This is a genomic window from Mariniflexile sp. AS56, from assembly GCF_030552475.1.
GTDB lineage: Bacteria > Bacteroidota > Bacteroidia > Flavobacteriales > Flavobacteriaceae > Mariniflexile.
The window spans coordinates 197,587-222,029 of the sequence record NZ_JAUPED010000003.1 but is presented as its reverse complement, the minus strand read 5'-3'; the positions used below and the strand labels follow the sequence as shown (position 1 = coordinate 222,029).

Here is a 24,443-nt window from a genome sequence, read left to right as displayed (position 1 = left end):
TTTAAGTTTGATTATTATTTTTCAGGAAACCCCTTTGGTAAAGGCGGTACGTTTAAAACTTCTTTTTCATCTGGAACTCTGTTTGATGTTGTATTAGCATCGCCATACCAGTAAACGCCAACACCGTAGCCCATATCGCAATCGGTACCACTCCACACTTCCATATCTAATTGTAACGAACTTTCAAAAGGCATACCATCTAAGGCACGTGTTCGTGTTTCCGTACTATAACCCGACGTATTTTTTTCGTTTTTTGTTTTAGGGTTTAATTTATTATACACATACGAACGCGGTTGTGCATGAAACGGATGTTCATAAAACTCGGTACTTCGTCCTCCCCAAGAATAAGCGTAATAATCTTCTGTTCCTGTTCCGAAAATGGATGGAAAATCTTCACCATCAACCCAAATTTTCTCGTCACCTTCACCCCACCATCTTTTAACAGGGTTCATAATTGTTAAAGCATCACCCACATAAACACCACGTCCTTTTAATGTTACATAATTCCAATCGGAAAACGGACGCGTTGGTACGGGGTATTGTCCGCGCCATGCCGCATTAAAATACATACTTTCACTATCCCATTTCCAATCACCTATAGTTGCTTCTAACTTAACATCCACTGGTTTTTTTCCTAAATTTAAAACGGTAATCTTACCAGATTCTTGGTAAGGCATGACCCAACTGCACGACATCGTACCATCCTCTTCAACGTTTTGATACCTCCCTTTCACTGGGTTTAAACCAATACCTGTTCCGAAGAAATCACCAATAGGCGTCCATACGGTTTGTTGTCCATCAAATTCCATTTTTAGAACTACAGAACGCATAACCGCCGGATCTTTATAATCGCCCAATTTAAGAACCAGCGAACGTACTGCCGCGGTTCTTTTAGGTAAAGCGATGGATGCTTCTTTATTAGACTTTAGCTTCGCTTTAAATGAAATCATTTCACCTGCATTCGTGTTTTGTGGATTTGAAAGTTCCTTTCCTATTTTTGCTATAAGAGGCTTCGCTTTTTCAAAATCCTCCATAGAAAACGTTTCAACAGGCGTCCCTTCATCATAAGCTCTATATGTATATTGAAAAAAGTAAGGTTCTTTCAATGCTGTAATTTTACAACCTTTAGCATATGGTATTGGGAAAAACGAAACGCCCGAGCGTAACGATTGATGCGCAAATGGATAAGGAATTAATCCCGTACCATCAAATAAACTGATCATATTGCCTTCTAGCACAGGTTTAGGGTTACCGTCTAAATAAATACGAATTATGATATCACTACCTGGTTCCAATTGATTAAGCCATGGCGACCAAACGCGTACAATGGCCCCTGGACCAACATGATCCATTAACACCCATTCTTTTTCACCGTTGGTTTCTTCGGTTCGAATAAAATTGTGGTCTCCATCGCCCTTATTATAATCGTGATTTGTGAACCATCCAACCGAATCTTCTGGTTTTTCAGAAGCTCTATTGTAACTACTCGCCTGTTTTAACCTAAAATTTGTTTTTGGAAAACGAGCAATTGCATCACGATCCACCATTTCATGTAATAAAGATTCCATGGTTACTTTCTTTACATTTTGAGCGGATGCTGAAAGTATAAAAACTAATAAAAGAGTGCTTAAAATTGATTTCATATGGATATTATTTTTATTTATTTACATACACATAGCGTATTCTACACGCATGTCCATTACTTTGATTATCTTTTTCGTTAGCTATTTTTAATTCTAACTGATGTTTTTTGTTTTCTAAACTGCTAGCCAAAGTATAATACCATGGCAAGTGAAGCGATTTACTCCATTTCGTAAAAAGGTTTAATTTTTGCCATTCCCCTTTATCTATTCGATATTCAATAGTTCCCGCATCTTGACCTGCAGCTACTGCAATACCTACAGTATTCCCTTCAAACGTTAATTTCAATGTACTTCCTGGTGTTTCACTAATTAACATAGGAACATCTATATAATTAGGGCGAGATCCCTTACCATCTTTAGGATTCCATCGAGAATCCACATGCCACCCTTTTCTTAATTTAACCATCTTTATATCTATCAACATACCATTTTCATAACTAAAAGCATCTATAGGGTTTGGTAAAACATGTGCCGTAATTTTATCGTCATGATCTAAATGACCAACAAAAGCATGCTCTAAAAACTGAATCATGGAATGCGCGTAAACACCTTGTCCGAAAGGAGAAGGGTGTAAGTTTTTAAAATCGTCCTTCCATGTAAATTCGCCATGATCAATTCTTTCAGTAACTTCTTGTGCTAAATTAATAGTTGGAATTCCATAATGCTCTGCAACCTTATTATGAATTTTAATGACTTCGGGTTCTTTTCCTGTTCGGTAATTTTCCATTTTACTCGGGTCTACAAAATGCATCATCACAATATCTACCGAAGGATTCGAATTCCGAACATGTCTAACAATGCCTTCCATTCCTCGTAATTGCTCTATTCCTGTTCTACCATTTGAGCCATCATTAACTGCAGCTTCTTCAAATAGTAAATCTATTTTTCCTTTTGATAATACATCCCTATCTAACCTAAAGGCTCCCGGTGTGGTTCCCATGGAAGGGATTCCAGCTGCTATAAATTCAAATTCAGTTTCTGGAAATTTGTTTTTTAGATAGTTACAGATACTATCGCGCCAACCGCCATTATGTGTAATAGAACCACCAAGAAAAGCAACACGTCCTTTTTTATTTCGTTGAAATTGAATTTGGCTATTTTGCAATCCACTTCGGATGTTGTGGTAATTTGATGCATTCAATGGGCCGTTTTTTGTGCTGTGTTTCAGAATAAAATCGACCACCATGTTTGGGTCATCAATATCATAATGATGCCCTTTCGATTTTTGAATGCCCGAACTACACGGTGAAACCGTGGCTGTTCCACCCAAACGGATGTAATTATTTACTAATAACAACGAATTCTCATCTGGAGGCACCACTTCATCCTGCAAACCTACGGTGTGTAAAATAGGCACTTTGGCTTTTGCAAGAGCTTCTAAATTATCAATAGGGTTGTTTTTGTATGCTTTTGCTTCGGCATCATTTTTAAACCCATATTCAGCTTTTAATACGTCCCATTCCTTTTTGCCTCCTTTACTAATTCCGAAACCTGCTGGCCAACTTTTAAAATCGCATACCACAGCATCTGCATAAATACAGGCTACTTTTTCAGCATTTTCCTTTGCCCAATTGTAAATGAATAGGCCCCCACGACTATGCCCGTGCAAAGCCACTTTAGCTTGTAATTTATAGGTGGTTGTAAGATGGGTATAAAATTTATTCCAAACGGCCACAGCTTTGGGGCTGCCAAATTGATTATCTGTATTTATATAGGCAACATGAAAGCCTTTTACTAAAAGTAGGCTATCAATTTCTGCATGATAATCTGGGAAACGTCCACGCCATAACCACGGATTGCCAGGAAGTGGTTTTTCAGGGCGTGTTAGGTGTGCCTCTTTACCTTCAATCTTAAAATTGATGCGTTCAAAACTTTTCCAAGTGGTTTTAAATGTTTCATTGGTATTAGTTTGTGCTTTAGTTCCTGAAAAAGAAAAAAAGGCTACAAATACTAACACATATAAACTATTCTGTTTCATGCAATTATCTTAATTCATTTACTTTATGGTCGGCATTGTTTGCCAAATGTCGGTCATACGCTTGTGTGTATAAAGTCGCAACCTTGTTATATTCCTCAGGCAATTTATTATAACTTTTCCAAGCTTTATCATAAACCTTTATCCATTTTTGAATTTCTTTTTTATTGCCTTTAGCCTCCGCATCGGACATATAAACGAGCGCTCTATATATTTTATAGAGTCTTAATCCATATTCAGCAGAACCTACTGCATGATTCTCAGCCTCCTTACTACCCCAATCAATAGATTTCGCAAGCTTAACAATGGCTTCCCATTTAGCTATAGCTTGGTCTTTTTGTTCCAAGTTTCGCTTTTGACCAACAGCCTCTTTTGCAGGAGCAGGCCAACCAATACCTTGATCGCGCGTCCACCAGACATCACTAATATCATTATATGTTGTATTTCTACCTCTAACTACCGCTTCCGCAGAAAGCAAACAAAGTTTTCTAAATTTAGCAACATCATCTTCTTTCAGGTTTAATCGTTCTGTGGCATATCTATTAAAAATAGATTCCTCACTTTTAGAAGTGTCTTTACCCCATTGCGCCATAACCCACGAGTTTAAATCGCACCACATTTCGCTTTTCACATACGGACCTTCCCATCCGCCACCACGAGACCACGTCCAAATACCAGCATATAAATCGGGCGTTTTTTCAACAAATTCTCGTATGCTGTTTATGTCTTCTTCTGGCATTCTGGCATGTTCTTCAAAACCTTCAATAACACCATTGGCAATGTAGTTTGGATACGCGCCTTTACCTTCGTACTCACGAGCAGACTGAACTTCTATAATTTGAGGATGGCGACCTTGACCAATTAATTTGCTAAATGGACGCGCTCTGTGAAAATCGCCTTCGCATTGTTTAATGCTAATGATTAAATTTTGATGTGGTTCTACAGCATTACTTACCTGCATATAAGGCCCCATACTTCTATCGAAAGCATTCCATGTACGGAAAATAAGTTGCTTATCTCGTTTTACACAAATCTCTTCTCGCAAAATTTGCATTAAAGGGATGATGGTTTTCTCTGCACTCGATTTATTCTCGATAGCCCCTTGATGGTACGGTGCATCGTGCAAATAGGTTTCCCCAATACGTACCACCAAACCATCAAGATCTGGAAACTGGTCGAACATCTCATTAATTTGAGCACGAATAAACTTTTCTGTTAGTGGATTATTGGGATCCCCAAAAGTATCTTCAATACCATATTTTGCAATTAAGCGCTTCGGAAATAAAACCAAATCGGACATAGCGTAAATAGCCATATCTTCCGCTTTACACGCAGCGTGCATCTCTTTAATTTGTTCTGCCTTAGAATCCACCCATTCACGTTCTTCTGAACCTTTTGGTAAAATATCTTTATCTACCGATTCCCAATTAATAGCCAGTGCAGGCGATTCGAACAGAAAATAAACCTTCCCGTTATAGCCCATTTCCTTTATGACTGCTGGGTCGTTGTATGCCGATTCATAAGGTGCTTCACCAGGGTTATGGTGAACCATATCTAAAATTAAAGGATTTTTAGAATGATTCTGCGCCACTAGCTCTGTACTTAAAACACTTGTAACTACTAAAATTGATAATGCTAATTTCTTGTAAAAATTCAAAATACTCATGTATTAATTTTTGATTAAAATAATTTCTTGTCCTACTTTTGTTGAAATATCATATACATATGAATGCTTTAATTCAACGGGATTTAATGTAGCCGATTTAGACACCAATGGTTTCTTTATTTCTGGGATTTGATAAAATGAATTTTCATTTATTCCTGTAGCCGAAGCAATGCTCTTTTCATCAGAATACATCAATTCATTATAAGAACGCAAACGACAATTCCCTCCTAAATTGGATTTGATTACAACCTTGACAACTTCACCATTTTCCCATTCCATAGCGCTTATTTCAAAACCTCCACGGGCACGCAAACCTGTAACATTTCCGTCTTTCCAAACATCTGGAAGGGCAGGAATTAAATGAATAGCGCCATCATGACTTTGCATTAACATTTCGGTTAAACCGGAAGTAAAGCCAAAATTCCCATCAATTTGAAATGGTGGATGTGCATCTAACATATTCGCATAAGTACCCCCTCCTTTAGGTGAATCTGGTCTGCCTACTAATTTTATTTGATCGCCCATTAATTTATAAGCATGGTTTCCATCAAGCAGACGTGCCCACAAATTAATTTTCCAATTCATAGACCAACCTGTTGATGGATCGCCTCTTTGGATTAGTGTGTTTTTTGCACCTTGGAACAACTCCGAGTTTCTATAAGGCGATATTAAATTTGACGGATACAAACCATATAAATGAGATACATGGCGGTGCTTATCTTCTGGATCGTCTAAATCTTGCATCCATTCTTGCAATTGATTGTGTTGACCAATTTTCATTGGTGGCAACTTTTGTAATGTATTCTGCATTTTTATTACCAAGTCTGCATCTATATTTAGCAATTTAGCGGCACTTATGGTTTTGGTTAACATATCGAACACCAATTGGTTGTCCATGGTAGTACCGGCTTCTATATTGACACTTTTTGAACGTATACTTGGTCCATGTTCAGGAGATATTGAAGGTGAAATAACCAACCATCCATTTTTTGGTTCTGGAATCAAAACACTCAAACAGAATTCTGCAGCACCTTTCATCGCAGGATACACCGATTTTAAATACTCCAAATCGCCATTAAACATAAATTTCTCCCATACATGCTGCGTTAACCAGGTACCTCCAGTTGGCCACATACCCCAGGTTGCACCATCTACAGGACCAGCGATTCGCCATAAATCGGTATTGTGATGCGTTACCCAACCCTCTGCACCATACATAACTTTGGCCGTTTCTTTACCTGCTTCAGATAATTCTCTTACCATCTGAATTAATGGATCGTGCATTTCGGGTAAATTAGTAACCTCAGCTGGCCAATAATTCATTTGCGTATTGATATTTACGGTATAGGCACTTTTCCAAGGTGGTGTTAAATCATTACACCACAAACCTTGTAAATTGGCTGGTTGCCCACCCGGTTGTGATGAAGAAATCAGCAAATACCTTCCAAACTGAAAATACAAAGCAGCTAGTGAAGGATCGAACCCGGTGCTAAATTCTTTTATTCTTACATCCGTTGGATTTTTTGAAGCTTCGGAAGTTCCTAAATCTAAAGAAACTCTATTAAAATACTTTTGATAAAAGTAAGAATGATCGTTTACCAACTGCTCATAATTTTTCTTTTCAGCTTGCGCTATATAATCTGCTGCTTTCTTATGCGCATCAGCACTCACATCTTGATAATTCACAAAATTGGTTGCTACAGAAATATAAAGCGTCACACTATTTGCTTTTGAAACTGCTAATTGATTATTTGTTGCTGTTACTTTACCGCCTTCTGGAACGATTTTCACTCTAGAATCGAACTCAACTTCACCCTTAATTGCTGGAGTCTCCGCAGGTAACCTCTTATTTTTATTATCACTACCAAACCCCGTCATCACTAAAACATCATTGCTTTCAGTGAAAAGTGACACCTTTGAGGGTTCAGGACGATCCATTGTAGCTGTAAAACTGATTTTTCCTTTTTTATCAGCTGTTATCTTCATCACAATAACCTGATCAGAAAAGGAAGTGAAAATTTCACGTTTGTACGCGACACCATCTACGGTATAGGAGGTGGTATTTATGGCTTTTTCAATATCCAATTCTCGGTAGTAATTTGAAAACTTATCTTGATTTTCAAAATTCAATCTTAAATTCCCCACGGTTTCATAGGGCATACCGTGTGACGTTTTTGAAATGAACGCCTTATTCGCCAAATTATGGGCTTCGTCATACTTTTCTTGAAACAATAGTTGTCTAACTTCTGAAAGCGCCTCTTTGGCATCTGGGTTATCATTTCTATGAGGACCTCCAGCCCATAATGTTAGCTCATTTAATTGAATATTTTCGTTAGTTGGGTTTCCAAAAACCATGGCACCTAAACGGCCATTTCCTAAAGGAAGCGCTTCGTTCCAATCGGCTGCAGGAGCATCATACCAAAGTTTTAAATCTGTTTTTTTTTGTTGACTATGAACACTAAAGCCTATAAAAACGAATAGAATAGAGCTAATTAATATTTTTTTCTTGTTGTTCAATAAAGTGTAAATCATTTAATTTAACGGTGTATATATTATGGTTATGTTTCCTGTTTTTATGGATTTATCAAAATCAATACCTATTCTATAAGCAGTACTGCCTTCTCTTAACTTTTCAACAGGAACTTGCTCGTGTGTCATTTTAATAGTGGCTCCCTTGCCTGAAACTTCTGCTTTTATTTTTTGATTTCCAGAAGTTAATATAACTGTATGGTTATCTATTATTTCATATTTCGAAAAAGTCATGATGGCTGTACCAAATGAAACAGGTTCTGAAGCAACAAAATCATCTTGAATAGTAATAGTTCCTGCACCAGATTTATCGTTCATCATGGTTCTGGTCAAGGATTTTAATACAGGTAATTCATAAGCCGTTTTAATATCCATAACCACCTTATCAAGATGGTCTTCAAATATAGTTTCTGTTATTTTCCCTTCGAAACGTCTTCCGTTTGATTGTAATGTATTGTTTATTCTAGGAACGGGATGCCCCCAAGAACTTCTCGCTTTATTATCTTTAGAAAATGCACCTGCAGTGTACGATGGCGCTCCAATATCTCCCGATATTAACGCATCATCTAAAACTAAAATATAAGTACCGACATCACTATGGTTATGGTTTTCAGAATTATGCCCTGCTTTGATGGCTATAGAAAATGGTGCTTTCTGCTTCCCGCGGGATATCACCATACCAAAATCATCGAAATAAGAATAATCAGGCACTTCAAATTCTTTTAAAGAAACAGATGCTCTTGTTCCAAAAGCCTCTGGATTCTTCCAAACAATTAATTGCTCAATGGCCTGATCCAAAATGTTTTCGGTTGGCCTTCTTGATCCATAATGTTGTGCTGCCAAAACATAAGCAAAATTCCCTTCATTGTTTTTTACAATGGAACTACCGTCTGAAAACGGTGCAAATCTGTTATTTTGAATATGAAAATTCTCAGGAAAGTTTGCTACTTTCTTTAATTTTTCAGCATCATGGGCTTCAAACAAGTTTATTTTCCCACCAGTATAATCAGATAAAATTTGGGCTAAATATAAATAATGACCAAAGCCATAACGCCAATACCCTACACCTTCCGAACAATACCCATCGGCTCCAAAACCGCTTAAATAATGTTTCATACTATTTAAGGCAGAACCTATAGCCGCAAGTCGTTGGTTTTCGTCTGAAGCAATCGCTATGGACGTAAAAACAGCACCACTGGTACAAACGGCATTCCAATTACTAGTGCCATCAATCCATTTATTATTACTATCGGCTGTTTTACAACTTTGTAAATATGTATCGATAATACGATACTGAAGCTGTTTAGCGATCTCATTTCTTAAAGATTTAGACAGTTTATCTTCTAAAAGCACTTCAGCCAATGCCAAATCAGATGCAAATCGTCGTGCTCCCAAATCGATGGTCACCCGCTTCCCTTCAAGTACACTGTTATCATTATCATCATGATTGGGGTGCAACCACGACTTCATTTCTATAATAGCTTGTAAATAGGTGTTAATTTGAGGAAGGAAACGCCCTTTGTTCTCTAAGCATTCCGCTAATATGAAGTGTTCTAAACGCTCCATGGAATCGTAATATCTTGGTTTATAAATACCACGATTGCCTTCTTTATTGGCTCTTCTATAAATTTCATCTGAAATAGGCACTTCAGGTTTTTCATTAAGAAAAGACAGTGCTTTTTTCAAGTATTCTTTACCAGATGCGGTTGCAGCAACGGCATTCCAATAAGGTCTATCGCTTATTTTTGGTGCAGGTTGAAATGCGTTTTTAGGCATCACCTTTTTTAGCATTTCTATCTGTTTGGCGGATGGGTACATATTATCACCATCGGCATGCTTTAGATATTCAGCAATATCTAGTGTCTCATCTTTTTGATTATTACAACTAAAAGCTAGTGTAAAACATAACAAAACACCTATACAGATTAATGATTTAATCTTCCCCCTAATATTCATAATTTGTAATTAATAATTTAATCAAGCAATTTATTTATTTTAAGGATCGTTCTGTATAAATCAGTACTCATGCTCTATAAATTATAGCCTATTTTGAATCTTATTACATTCATGTCAAATAAAACGCCTCTAAACTATTCATTTATGAAAGGAAGAGGCGCAGAAAAAATCATTTTAATTTTAAAGAATGAGATTACAAAAATGTTTCATAAAAACACTATTTCAATCCACCAGTAATGGCTTCTAATTTATCGAAAAATGCTTTTTTTCGAGGCGAACTAATTTCCCAATTTACAGGAATGGATTGAAAGCCATTTTCAAAACCTTCATTTTTCATTCTATAATCGAAATATCCCCAAGATGCATATGCTTTTACAGCATTTACAAAATTGTTTGATGCATCTTTAAAGTTAAAATGATCGTCCTCATTAAAAAGAATGGGTTTGGGCGTATAGCCTGCTACTGCTTTCGTTTTACTAACCATTTCAGTTATTACGGCCGGATCGTGAACACCATTTCCATGAAGTAAAATAAAATCAGAAACTGTAACAACATTCTCTTTAGGAATTTTACCACCACTATAACTGGTTCCTGCTAAATAACGGTATCCGTTTTGTGTTTTAGATTGCACCCTTTCAATAAGTTCGTGCACGCGTTCTGGTTGAAGAATTTCATGTGTGTATTTGATATCACATTCGTTATTAACTTCAATGATAACATTCCTAAAGTTTTTCTCAAAAAGCCAATCCATGGTGTTATCAACCCCATTAATTACGGCTGTTTCGTTTTCTAACACAAAGTCCTGTCCAAAATAGTAAAGCCCCAAAATAGCAACCATACCCATATCATTAGCCTTGTTAAGAATCTTTTCTAAACGCGCCATGTATTCTGGTCGTAATGCGCCTGTAGCATCCATTGCGGAATTAATCCAACCTTTATTGCCATAACCTAATGGACTACCGCCTTGCATGTTGATTGTAAATGCCAACAAGCCTTTTTCATACCAAGAATCCATAGCTGTAATAAATTCATCGGTATTTCGATTGGCATCCCATTTTTGGGTATCATCATACGTCCATCGTCCTGCCGTTTCAGGGTTAAGGTCATCAAATATGCCTTGAACCATTCTGGAATTCATTAGTAAACCTTCAATAGGATAGCCCTTCCATTTGCGCCCTTTATAGGTAGGAACGTCATTAATCAAGAATTTTTCACCTTGAATACTAATAGCTGTTTGCTGTTTGGTTTTTGACTGCCCCTCCAAATTCTCAGGAATGATACCCAAAGAAATAAAGAATATTACAGATAAATAAAATACACCCTTCATTTAAATATGTTATTAAGTTAAAACAACTTTACTAAGTTCGATAACGGATTGATTTAATCTAAATCTATAGACCGAAGTGGGCCAACATTAAACTGCTGCTCCTTTTTATTATGAGTTATCGTTACCGGCACTTCATTATGTAAAAATAGTTTCCCGGCTTTTCTTTCAACTACCACATTTCCTTTTTCTTTAGATGAAATGATAAAATCTTTTGTTTTAAGTTGTGTTCCATTCCCCATAAATAAGATGAAATCACCATTTTTTTCGTTCCCAACCAAAGCATATGTTGCATCTGTAGAGCTGCCTTTATAAGCTGCTGTTTTATTTTCGGTTGAAGAAAAAACAAAATCTTCTCTTCCTGATTTACTTATAATTTTTAAACCAACAAAATCTTTACTTCCGTTTTCATCTTCAAAACTTTTTATAGACGCAACACTTTTGCCTTCTGTTGAAGTAAATGGTTCGTAAACCGACACAAAAGGATGCTCCCATGCTTCACCAAATTGTCTTGCATTGAAGGTTAAATAAGGTGCTTTATCCACATCATAAGGCAAACCAGAGTTTCCTTTAAATGCTTTGTTTGGTGGTGATTTCAATGAAAATATTTCTCTGTTTTCTGAGCCTTTCATCCAAAGATTCATAAATACGTCTTCTTCACCTTCTGGTCTATCAATTTTCCATTGTGCTTGATAATCGTTGTTTGTTTTAATGGATTTTTTGTCCCATTGATAATCAAACGCATATAAATAACCTCCTGCAAATGCCATCCCTTCCGTTGGAGACAGGTTTAATGGTTTCCCAGAATCATCTAAAACTTCCATACTCTGACCTAAATTATGATAGAAATAATCATGGAATTTATCGCCTTTTCGTTGTTTTTTAGAACGGAATACATCAATATAATAGCCTGTGGTTGCTCCTGTTTTTATGGTGCTTACCAATCGGCTTTGATCACTTCTAGTTTCAGGTTCTAAAAAGTACACATCAGAATAGGTGATGTTTGAATAATAACCTTCCTTTTGTTCCGATTTTGGATATTCACCCATTAAATCGAACGCATGATTACTAAACATTTCGGTATAAGAAGAAACACCATCGACCATGACCGTATTATGTGCTGGAAACTGTGAGTAAAACTCTAGGTAAATAGGTTGTAAATAACCCGCTCCTTTTCCTGGATCTGCGCCTTGAACGAACCCTTTTCCGTACAATTCCATATTGATACCATTGGCGTGCATGTGGTTTCCTAAGGATGCATTTAATGAAACCATCATCCCATCTTTTCCAGTTCCCATACGTTGCACATGCCAACTTACATTGGGCGCATAAAAAGTTTGAGTTATGTAATCGTTTATATTGCCTGCACCATATTTTGGATTAAACCCTAAAGGCTTGCTCTGAAAAAACGAAGAAATATCTGCTCTTGGTTTTCCTTTAACTTTACCAGAACCCTCAAAATTCTTTGCAAATAAGCGATACATCCCTGTAAATTCCTTTTCAAGTGCTACATCTTTATTTTTTTGAGCTATACGTATCAAATCTGTAATCGCATCTGTACTCAATCCGCTGTAATTCGAATCTCCAAAAGCAACGGTTTGCCCATTTGGAAACAAATACTGTGGTAACATTTTTACAGCCTTCGGAATTACCGAAGTATATGGTAAAATATTGTGATTAAAGGTATTATCGAAATCACTTATAAAATGAGTTAAATCTTTAGTTACACCTTGTGAATACCCAGGACATTCTGCCCAAACACCATTATTAAAATCATAACCAAAATCCATAAACTTATTTAAGGACCATTGGCGTGCCGAAGTCACATTCAAAATATAATTGATATAATACTCTCGCCCTTTTTTATCGTCATAGTTTTTATTATCCTGCAACACCATGGCTGCTTTTAAAATAATTTTAGCTTGGTGCAGGTTCCAGTTATTTTGTGGTACCCCATTTTTTATGATTTGGTCTGTCCATCGCTTAATGGTTTTATCATACATAGGGATATTTTCAGCATGAGATGCTTCTATATATTCATGTAAATAATCATAAAGTTCGGCTACGTCAATTAAGACGTTTTCATGTATTACTTGAAAATTTGTAAAACCAACAAGCGTTTGAATATGTCCATTAAGCAAATCAATGGGTTCACTTCTGTAGGACATACCTTCTAAGTACGTATGTATAATATCATAAGCAAACTTTGCGTAACGCACATCATTTTCTAACCAATAAATAAAAGCAGCGTCACGTGCTAACTCAATTATTTGCGCATTAATGGAGTAAATGACTCTTCCCGTTTTAGAAGGGTCTACCCACTCAAAAGGGCTACCTTCTTTACTACGGTTTGGTAAATACAAACCACGAGGATCATCCATATATGGTAAAATATCTTCAAGTTTTGGTGTACCATAAGGCGTTGTATAATCTCGCGAACCTACAAACCGAACGGTTGGCACGGGTGCTTCCCCATCGGCATGCGAATAATTTATACCATCCACATACACGTTAGCAGCTTTTGTTTTCCAGTGCATTTGTAAACGAGAGACCATCCATTTTTGGTCTTTCACATGCTGTTCTACGTACGCATCTATCCTGTTATGAATGCCTTTAAGCACATCTTGAGCCCAAGTTTCCTTCTTTATTGTTTTTTGAAGCTCCTTTTTCTCATCTTGAGTGATATAAATTCGCGGATATCCTTGTTCCAAATTATTAGGAAGCGGAATTTGTGAGTGAGACAAACTCCCTAAAGAAATCAATGCCACTAATACTAAGGTCTTTTTCATATACTTACTTCTATTTTTTTATTGATCTGATAATTCATTTTAGGTTTAGTTAGAAACCTCTTCACTAAAACGTATTATGGTATTTAACTCCGGATTACCTCCTCTATTTCCACATCCAGAAGCCATATAGAGTTGTTTTTTATGCCAAATAAGTTGAGTTCCATGGCGGCCTTCTGGTAAATTTGCTAAGGTACTCCATATTCCTGTGTTGGTATCTAAACACTCGACTTCATGATGCGCTTCTTTTTGCTTTACACTTTCACCTCCTGCAAACAGAATGCTATTTTTAATAGTGATCGCTGTACAACCTGCACGTTCGGTTGGTACTTTTGTTTCCATCGTACTCCATGTGCCTGTTTTAAAATCGAACACATCTACTTCTCCAACGGTTAAATCGAATACCTTTTTTATTTTTCCCGAAGTTACTCTGCCTCCCAAAAGATACAATTTATCATTACAAACCACCGATGTGGCATGATCGCGATACCGTGGAATATCAGGCAAACGTTCCCATGTTTTTGTTTTAAAATCATAACAATCAAACCAAGTGACGTGGCCATCCCAATGCCCATCTATAATACCTCCCGCAATATAGAGCTTGTTTTTATAAATACTTGCGGTGGTAGAAGCTCTAAGTCTGCCCTCCGGCATTTTAAAACTGGCAGTCCAAGTGTCTTTTTTAGGATTATAGATATAAACATCTGATACAGGCGTTTCGTGAGGATATTTACCTGTATGCGCCCCAACAACATAAATATTTCCTTGGTAGGACACCCCTTGAAAATGGTGCAATTCCATAGGCGGTTTTGCCCCAGAAGTCCATGTATTGTTTTTTGGATTGAATACAGAGACTTCCTGAATTCGACGTCCTCCTAATAAATAAAATGCATTGTTCGCCTCCACAAAAGCTGCTTCATGACGTGCCTCTGGTTCGCCTTTACAACTCAAGGTTTGCCATTTGTAATCTTCAAAATTTTGCCCCCACATACTTTGATTTAAGGTTGAAATAAGAAGTATTAATATGAAAAATGAAGATCGCATGGCTTACTAATTTTATAGTTTGATTATTTTTTTAGTACCGGTTTTTGATACGTCTCCTACCTTTAAAAAGTACATACCGCTATTTAATTCTGAAACATCAATACGAACTTCAGACAAGCTTTTTGGAGCTATTTCCATCACTTTTTGACCACTAATATTGAACAAAGTGATCTTGGTTTGTTTAATATTCAAATCTGCATTTGCTAAAGAAAGTGTCAGTATATCTGAAACTGGATTTGGATACATGCTTATTTGGTTATTTAATTCAAAAGAAGAGGCCGATAAAGATTCCGCTGAAAAACTGAACCAATTGACATTAAACATAGAACCTGCTCTTGTGCCTTTAAAAACAAAATACACATCATGAATATTCCCTGTAAAACTTTGAATTCCTACTGCACTAGTTACCCAATTCTGCCATCCGCTAGTGTTATTAACGGGTATGTTGCCAATTAATGCCCCATCTGTAGCATCTAAACGCACTTCAATAAACCCTCCGGAATACTTACTTGAGGTTCTTGCTTTTACTGATGCCATTCCTGATAAATCAATAGCACTAAACTTTACCCAATCATTTTCATCTAAATAACCAATATTTAAACCACCTTCTGCACAGGTTTCAGATTGCACTCCAAGCATACTATCATAGCATTCGCCTTCCATTAAGGCCGCTGTTTTAGGGCATAAATTATTAGGATCCACATCTGCACAGTCGGCAAATAAAGTTACCGAATTATCAGTTCCATTATCGGTTACCGTTCCACAAGTATGAATAGTAGCATTTGTACAACGTTCTTCAAGCACTATAGGATATCCACTCGCATTGCTTAAGGTAACATTACTTGCAGATTGATCGAAATAGGTAGCATCAACCGTGTCACTATAACGCATTCCTTCACGAACACCCGCAACAAATATTTTGTAAGCCTCTTTTTTAGTTGTTTCCGTACTTTTTAAAGAAATATTATGTCCGCTTCCACCTAAAAACAAAAGAGGATGGGTACCATAAACATCATATTCACTATCAATAACGGTTATATCAACCTTACTTGTGTTATCCGTTTGATAAGCAGAGGCGTATAAAGGTCCGTAAGCGCCATCACCTCTAGAGTTCACAATTTCGCCACCATTACCTACCCAAAAGGCACCTTCTGTTCCTATTGCTTCACAATTTTCAACGTATTTTTCATTATCACAAAAACCAATTGTGATACCAGATCTCATTTTATTAATTGTACAATCAATAACACGCATGTTTCTTGTACTTATTGATTCTCCTGTAATATGGTGGGAGCCATTATTATAGGCTCTAATACCATCTTCTTGTAAACTAAACATCCAACCTGGTTGAAGACGATGCCCCCAAACGGTCATAAAATCTTTTTCATCGGCAGCGGAACCGCTTCCTGCTTCTGCCAAAACATCATCGGTGCTACGTACTTCACCTTCTAAATACGTTCCTTCAATTAAAGCATCTATAGAACCTTGGCAGAAAATACCATGACCATAAGCTCTATGAATAATGGTACAATTTTTAATATGATTTCGTTCTCCGCGAACTAAAATAGCAGAATGCTTAAAATGTTTAATAACATACCCTGAACCTTTACCAAAAATATCGCCATAGCCATAAGGGTATGAACCTCTTACCGTCATGTGAATACCCTCTATTCTATTGTCTAAGCCATCAAACTGAATTCCTAAGGCAGTTCTATAAGGTGTCACACTACCAATGTCTTCCATTTTTAGGTTTTTGATCACATTATTAGCGCCCGCAACGCGCATTTCTATAACTTCTACGTTACCAAAAGATCGGAAAATATTCGTATCGAATTCAAAGGTTACACCTGTAAAATCGTAAGTACAATTAGATCCTGAGAATTCAAATAATGTAGGGTTTGGAAGTAAACCCGATGTTACGTCTGCTGGCCCAATGTTATAAGTTCCCGGAGTCATAACTGCGTTAACATTATCTTGAGCTAGCAAGTTATTTAATTCTGCAATAGAACTAATGGTTACTTGAGATTGTACAAATTGCACACAAAACAAGGCTATAATTAGCCATTTTGTTTGCTTTATAATGTCGTTTTTTTTCATTTTCAGAATGGCTTAGTTGCATCATAAAACTAATTATTAATGAATTTACAGCATATAAATTATGATGTAAAAACTATAATTTATGGGTCATTACGAACAGCCTAGATCTGAAATTGTAAGAAGGCTTACTTACAAAAAAAAAACTACCTAACAATTAGTTAGGTAGCCTTAAAAAAATTATTCAAATAATATTCCTATAGTTTAATTAACTTTTTAGACACACTATTTACATCATCACTAATTTTTAGAAGATAAAATCCACTATTTAATTGAGAGACATTTAATTTTATTTCCGAAGCATTTAACACTTTAAACTCCTTAACCTTTTGTCCATTAATCGCATATATTCTAATTATAGATTTATCTAAATTTAAATTAGAATTCTTTAATGAAACCGTAAACTCGTTTACCACTGGGTTCGGGTATACATCGAATTTTAATTTTTCAATAGTATTAGTTGATAATGTTTTTGAACTCACCAACTTCGCTGACGAAGGGCAAGTTGCCACCGCTGCATTAGGGCCTGTTACTTCTAAATAGTCTATATTTCCCAATCCTGAATTACCAGCACCTTCCAATCTAATATTTTTAACACCAGCCCCTAAGTTTACGGTTACCGACTGTGTAAGCCATGAACTCCAGCCTCCTGTAGCGTTGAATGTTATACCGCTTAAAACAGTAACTCCATTAACAATTAAATCTGCCGGTCTATTTGAAGAACTTGCATAACGCCAAAGAAAGGTGTAATCTCCAGCATCTCCGTCTATAGTCCAATCGATACCTGATGCCAAGTTGTTTGTTGTATTGGAAAATCCTGTTCCTGTATACCCCGAATGATTACTATCTACTGTACCTTCAACACCACAAAATCCGGTTTCGTTTTCTTGAATTGTAAGCGTCACTATTGTTGGAGCTACATATTCATAAACCTCTACTTCAGCTATAGAAAGCGCCACGGTATTATCTAATTGAACTATTTTAATTATTTTCCCCATAGCTCCTCCTGCATCTATAATTTTTGAAGGGTTTGGAGGATCGTTGGCAAAGGTTTGCGAGAAGGTTTCCGTACCATTGGTATCGTAAACATACACTGCAAAATCTGAAAGTCGGTCGATATAACTTTGCTGTCCTGTTCTGTTATAAATTATAATATCACCAATGGCTGCTTCTGTAGCTAAACTTACTTGCCACCAAGCATCGGTATCAGCCGGATTGGTATGTGTAACAGAACCCGACCCGAAATTCCCATTAGTGTTTCCATCAATAGCTCTATTCGCTAACCCTCCATAATCTGTAGTAGATTGAACAGCTCCACCAGTTAAGGCTAGATTTAATGAATTACAATTTATAGAAGAGATGGTATTACCTGTTCCATTATTTATCACATCAGAAGTGTCGCATTCTTGAACAACATTATTGGTCGCATCAGCATGTAAAACAACGGGGAAATTAGTCATATTCTTTAAGAAAACATCGTTAACTGTATGGTTGTTTTGTGATGCATTACTCCCATTTAAAACTCTTAAACCCTGCAAATCTCCAGCCATCATTATTTTTAAGTCACTCGGAAAACTTACTTCATTAGAACGAAATGTTAAGTTATGTTCTTTACCACCAACATAAGCCACCGCTTTATGCCCATTGTAATACGGCGCACTAGGAGGCAAAATTGTTATATCGGCATTATAACCCGTATCGCTGGCGTATGCATTTTTGTAAACTGGCCCATAAATAGCATCGGCTCCACAATTCACAACAATACCATCTCCAATTGAATATCCATTTTCGCTACCTAAAACGGTACAGCCTTCAACATATTTTGTTCCATTAGCATGCGCTAAAGTTACACCTGTTCTGGCATTTTTAATAGTACAATTTAAAACGGTTGGATTATCGGTTGCTCGTTGTATTTCAACACCATCAATATAAGTTGTACCCGCGTTATAGGCTCTAATTCCGGCTTCTTGTAAACTCATCATATAACCAGCTGGAAGCGTGTAACCCCAAACCGTCATAAAACCGACATCGAATGCAGGACCTGATGTTTCACTTAACATATCATCAGTTGTACGCATTTCACCTTCTATATAACAGCCTTCTACAGTAGGGTAACTTGCAGCTTGCATAAAAACGATATGCCCATAAGAACGCGAAATTATATTACAGTCTTTAAGATGATTACGAAGACCTCGTATTAAAATTCCGGAATGCTTTTTATGAGCAATAACAGAACCTCCTCCTTTACCAAAAGCATCTCCATAACCATACGGATAAGAACCTCTAATGGTTAAATGAAAGCCCTCTATTCTATTATCTCTCCCATCCATAACAATGCTTTGTGCACGTTTTGTGGGAGCTGCCATCCCAATATCTTCAATGGTTAAGTTCTTTAGAACAAGGTCATTTCCTAAGATTTGCATCTCGTTGACATCTACATTGCCAAAATCAGACAAAACCTGGGTATTAATTTCAAACGTAACTCCTGTAAAATCGTATGTACTGTTAGAACCCGTAAACTCGAAAAGAACAGGATCTGGGAATAAACTACCTGTACCTGTTACCGTCGAATCAATGTAATAGGTTCCAGGCGTCATGACTGCATTTATGTTATCTTGAACTATATACGTTTTTAACTCGGCCAATGAATTAATGGTAACCTGAGATTGTACAAATTGCACAAAAAATAATGCTACGACCATTAGTAGCTTCGTCTGATTAATAATGTAATTTTTTTTCATGGTTTAAAAAGTTTAGTTGAATTCTAAAACTATTCAACATCTACAATAAAACCTATTAATTATCATTCATAACCTATAAAATAGCGGTCTTTTTTATTAAAATAATAAAATTTTAACACAAAACATGTGTTTTTGACAATAAAACCCTACACCTTGTTTAAACCCCAAAAAAAAAGCACCTATTAACTATAAAAGGTGCTTTTTCTTATTGTTTTTATTTAATTACTTTTAAGCCATTGAATATTGGTTGATTAATTACAATCGAATTTTAGTCAATTTATTTTCAGCATCATAACTTCCTTTTACACTAACTGTATTTACATCTAAAGCCGATTTATATTTTGAACTGAATAAGCTAAATGTTGCATGTGGTTGCCCCTGAAAAATAACGCTTGGCTTTGATTTAAAATCTTCAACCAAAGCCGTATATTTTGAAAGTGCATGGACTAAAACCTGTCCATCGCGACGCAGATAACTACCGTGACCAATAAATAATTCTTCAAGGTTTTCAATTTTGGTTTGGTCTTCACCTTCTTTAAATTTTAACACGGTTAAATAAGCATCGGTTTCCCAACCTTCTATATTTATTAAACTATTTCTGTGTTTCAATCGGCCATCTGCTAATAAATTAAAATATACAACAGTGGTTGTTCCGTTTTGAGTAATTGAAACTTTTAAAAACCCCTTCCCTTCATCTTTAGTAATTACCGGAAGCTTCTTTTCATTTTCAGGCGTTTCTAAAGTAATGGCGGTTACAAATTTAGTTCGCGTTGTTTTTTCAAAATGACTGATGGACCAATATGGTTTTTTAACATCTGGTTGATGGTCTTCATACCCTATCTTTTCTTTTAATCGCATATGCTCTGGAAAGTCATGAGGGCGTTCGCCTCCCGGAGGAAAAGTTTCTGGGAATAACGGACGTACCAATACCTTGGCATCTTCATCCTTAATCGTTAAATCGATACCTCCTTTTAAAGTAGACTCCCCGTTATAATGCAATAACCATTCAAATTGCCCAGGTTCATAAGCTAACAAATCATCTATCACCAAAATAACTTCGCCTACCCAAATAAAATTACGATAATTACGAGCTAAAATATGTGAATAAGGCCCCGTGGCATTGGCCAATAGATATTTAAAATCTTGCCCTTCAACTAAATTATGAAGACCGCCTGAATGGACACTTCCAAAGTACGGATCGTTTCTATTTTGCCCCTCTCCATCGAACATCACCACATTATGAGCTTCACTTTGACAATAATATTCTGTAAATAACGGATTCAAATAACTCCCTGTGCCTGAATCTATTATTAAATTTTTGCCATTATGAAATAAAATATAGGAACCTGCATCTGCATGGGCGTGATTCCATGTAAATCCAGATTTTACGGCTAGCATAGTAGCATTATCACCCCATGAATTTCGCAATGTTGCCCAACCCATATCTTGATATAGCGTTGATTTAGGTCGGTTTGGTGAAAAATTTGAATTATTTATTTCTTTACCAGGATTCAAAATTAAAGCCTCGGCAATATTAGAATCCTTATGCTCACCGTTGGTTACATGATTTATGTACCATGCATAATCTTTGTTTTGATATCCTAAATTCCAAAGTAACCTTACTATTCTATCGCCATTAGCAGTTATCTTAGAATCGCCAAAATTGACAGCAAGATCTTTTCCCCCTTCAACAAAATAAGTGGTATTTATAAAAAAGTCACCAATTTTATCGATTATAGATGACTCTATTTTAGGTTCTTCAGGTAACACATTTGTATATGCATAAAGAAATAACAAATATTGAGATGTGCCATAAGCGGCATACCCTACACTTTCATAAAAACCGCCATCCTTATCAAACGTAGGTGGTTTGTTTTGTAAAACACTTCCTGAATAATTTAGCCAATCAATGGATGTTTCTTGAATATCTTGAGCCCATTTTCTTGCTTCAGGTATTTCATTCCTAACAGCAAGAGATGCCAGACCAGACATGTAAACACAGGCGCTCCACCAGTTATGCCCCATAGTATCGTAAGTATGCATATTGGTGGCTGGATCTAACCAATCATATCTTGCTGGCGTGATGCCTAACCGAACAATGTCTTCAGCAATTTGTTGTTTTTCAGATGCCGTCAAATAATTATAAATACAATCAAAACCAACAGCAATATCATAACTTGTATGAGACGTTCCCAACCCTCCTTGCCATGGCGGATTTCTTTTTAACAAGGTGCTACCTTCCCAGGTGTCTTTAGACGTGTAATCTAGAAGTAATGTTTTTAATTTACTTGCGAATTTTTCTTCGCCAGTCATTCTATAAACCAAACCTAATAAAAGACCGTCGGTAGACTTTAATTTGTCTTTTTTAAGCAATTCTTTGGCTTTTTTGTATTGCTCATTCCAACTACTTTTTATAGACTCATCAGTCTTAATTTGATCTTTTAACCGAACGATATTGTCATCAGTATACAAAAGATAATTTCTGTTTTGAGCGAACAACCCAAATACCGATAGGCAACAAATAATAAGTAATAATCTGTTTTTCATAAATTCTAACATATAAACTCTAATTGTTTTGGCAAAAAAAAAATAACATTGAAGCCAACATACAATGTTGCAACAATGTTATTTTAATTTTTTTGAAATTCATTTAAATCATGGTTCATTTCATGTAAACTATGATTAATAAACGCCTATTTCCGCTTTAAGGCTTTACAGGAAAGGTTTCTTCAGTTGAATCTGTTTCAAAAACAAAACGAGAATCAACAGACGGCTTGTAAAACGTTTTATAGCTAAAGCTTCCTTCAGACAGGAAATCTGGAATAATGACTGTCTCTTCAGACTCGTCAATTACAACAACTTTCTCTAAACCATCTACACCACTTATATAAGTCAATTCAGTTTTAATTAACAATTCGTTTGTGTTTGGTTCCCAATAAGCAATCGCTTCAGTTTCCGAATACAACCTCACATTCGTCAAGCTTCTATTCCCCAACGAAGCACGGTATTCTTCACCTAAAACTTGTGTGAAAACAGACTTTGTATTTGACTTGTTGCCATGTGCGTCTTCCATATAAACAGAAAACTCATAAGACCCTTCTGTAACGTCAACTTCTACCTCTACGATTTCATTCTGGTAAATGGTTCTATCTATATTAAAAGTTTTCTCACTCCCTCCTAGATTCCAGGCAATTACTCCTTTTTTCAATTTTGGATCGGCATTAATAAAAACTTTAAATAGTAATTTCTCAAAACCAGACTCAACACTTAAGGAATCTGGAGAACCTACACTCACCACATTCTCACCCGCGTATTCACTATATGTTTCATATAAATCTGTTTCACATGAAAAACAGCATGTGGTTATTACCGCCAACAATAAAATATGGCTAAGTAATCTTATATTTTTTTTAATCATTTTTTCTATCATATTATATTTTTAATAGTGACCTATTTAGTTTATTATTTGACCATAAGCCTCTAATTCTGACATATGAACAAAGGTAGAGCCTAACCAATTTTGCTTATTTACAAAACGTATAAAGCGAACAGGAGGAGCTGATGAATTTGCAACGGCATCCCAACCTTGTTTCGATGTTTCAATATCTGCAGCTGTTTTCACTCCATAACCAGGATCACCGGATGGTTTGATAACCTCTCCATTCTCTGTTAACAAGGTCCATCCTTCAAGAGTTCCTTCTTCATTTAAAGTATCCGTTCCCCAAATATCATAAAGCCTAGGATTACCATGACGGAATTCATAATCAGTTCTATCAAACCATTTGATTCTACTAAGTTTAACATTAACTCCCAAATCAATGGTGAACATATGTACATTTTGACCTAAATATTCGGGTAACTCTCCTAAATCATCAGTCCAACCTGGTCCTGAATGAAATCCATTATTCTTACCAATACTTCCATCAATAACCCTACTTAAAACCCAACCGTAAGCATCTGGCGTATCATGTTTTTGATAAATTGCCTGGTAATTCGTTCTTTCAAGCAGCGCTTCGAATAGAGGTGACAATGTATATGTTTTTGTTTTGGACACGTTACCGAACCTGTCTTTAACAATAACAATAAAGTCACGCTCTGAAGTATCAAAACCTCTAACAGCAAAATCCCCTTCCAAGCTTTCTGTATAAAATACATCTTGTAATTGAGGTAACCCATACTCATCGATAGCCGATATTTCTATAGACACCAAACCTTCAAATGGGTTTTCCCAAAACAAGTGAATCCCTCCAAAATCTGGAAAAGCCTCCATACTTTCACACACATAATCTATAGGTGCTTTCTCTGGATTTATGGTTACTAAAACTGGTTCTGATCTGTTTTCGCTTTGGTCTACCGAATATAATCGCACTTCATAAGCTTTCTCTTCTGCAAAACCTTCAACTATTAAACTGTTACTAAAAACAGACGATTTCACGACACTTACTTCGCTATTTTCTCTTCTATTAAATTCTGCGGCCACATAAAGCAGATCGCTATCGTTAGGTAAATTATATGATAGTTTCGATCCCCCTGGGAAATTTTCAACAGTTACGCTTATAACACTACCAGGAGCCATACCATCGTCTATAATTAATGGTCTTACGGTATCTTCATCACAACTCCATATGGTCGTTGCCATGCAAAAAGATAAAATAAACAATTTTAAATTTTTCATAATATTTTAT

Annotated in this window: 13 protein-coding genes; all 13 read right to left on the bottom strand. The window is 36.3% G+C overall.

What is annotated here, in order from left to right; genetic code table 11:
* Positions 1-14 precede the first annotated feature (14 nt).
* Entirely contained in the window at positions 15-1,643 is a 1,629-nt protein-coding gene (locus tag Q5N74_RS05330; protein WP_304387698.1) for a glycoside hydrolase family 172 protein, read from the bottom strand.
* Between the two features lie 13 nt (positions 1,644-1,656).
* Positions 1,657-3,621 carry an SGNH/GDSL hydrolase family protein gene (locus Q5N74_RS05325; protein ID WP_304387697.1) on the bottom strand — a complete coding sequence of 655 codons (1,965 nt, stop codon included), beginning with the start codon at positions 3,619-3,621 and terminating at the stop codon, positions 1,657-1,659.
* 4 nt (positions 3,622-3,625) lie between these two features.
* Positions 3,626-5,284: a hypothetical protein gene (locus tag Q5N74_RS05320; RefSeq protein WP_304387696.1), complete on the bottom strand. Its 1,659-nt coding sequence runs from the start codon at positions 5,282-5,284 to the stop codon at positions 3,626-3,628.
* A gap of 3 nt (positions 5,285-5,287) precedes the next feature.
* Positions 5,288-7,816: a glycoside hydrolase family 95 protein gene (locus Q5N74_RS05315; RefSeq protein WP_304387695.1), complete on the bottom strand. Its 2,529-nt coding sequence runs from the start codon at positions 7,814-7,816 to the stop codon at positions 5,288-5,290.
* A complete protein-coding gene (locus Q5N74_RS05310) occupies positions 7,817-9,769 on the bottom strand; it encodes a hypothetical protein (protein WP_304387694.1) in 1,953 nt (650 codons plus the stop codon).
* 217 nt (positions 9,770-9,986) lie between these two features.
* Complete coding sequence (locus Q5N74_RS05305) at positions 9,987-11,096, bottom strand: hypothetical protein (RefSeq protein ID WP_304387693.1); 1,110 nt, start codon at positions 11,094-11,096, stop codon at positions 9,987-9,989.
* A 53-nt stretch (positions 11,097-11,149) separates the two neighbouring features.
* Entirely contained in the window at positions 11,150-13,882 is a 2,733-nt protein-coding gene (locus Q5N74_RS05300) for a six-hairpin glycosidase (protein ID WP_304387692.1), read from the bottom strand.
* 45 nt (positions 13,883-13,927) lie between these two features.
* Positions 13,928-14,923, bottom strand: coding sequence for a kelch repeat-containing protein (locus tag Q5N74_RS05295; RefSeq protein ID WP_304387691.1), 996 nt, complete (start codon positions 14,921-14,923; stop codon positions 13,928-13,930).
* Positions 14,924-14,935: 12 nt separating this feature from the next.
* Positions 14,936-17,020, bottom strand: coding sequence for a carbohydrate-binding protein (locus Q5N74_RS05290; protein WP_304387690.1), 2,085 nt, complete (start codon positions 17,018-17,020; stop codon positions 14,936-14,938).
* A gap of 194 nt (positions 17,021-17,214) precedes the next feature.
* Positions 17,215-19,758, bottom strand: coding sequence for a T9SS type A sorting domain-containing protein (locus tag Q5N74_RS05285; RefSeq protein ID WP_304387689.1), 2,544 nt, complete (start codon positions 19,756-19,758; stop codon positions 17,215-17,217).
* Positions 19,759-20,013: 255 nt separating this feature from the next.
* Positions 20,014-22,305 carry a heparinase II/III family protein gene (locus tag Q5N74_RS05280; protein WP_304387688.1) on the bottom strand — a complete coding sequence of 764 codons (2,292 nt, stop codon included), beginning with the start codon at positions 22,303-22,305 and terminating at the stop codon, positions 20,014-20,016.
* Positions 22,306-22,462: 157 nt separating this feature from the next.
* On the bottom strand, positions 22,463-23,188 hold the full coding sequence (locus Q5N74_RS05275) for a DUF4998 domain-containing protein (protein WP_304387687.1): 726 nt from the start codon (positions 23,186-23,188) through the stop codon (positions 22,463-22,465).
* 24 nt (positions 23,189-23,212) lie between these two features.
* Positions 23,213-24,433, bottom strand: coding sequence for a DUF4959 domain-containing protein (locus Q5N74_RS05270; RefSeq protein ID WP_304387686.1), 1,221 nt, complete (start codon positions 24,431-24,433; stop codon positions 23,213-23,215).
* Between the last annotated feature and the right edge of the window lie 10 nt (positions 24,434-24,443).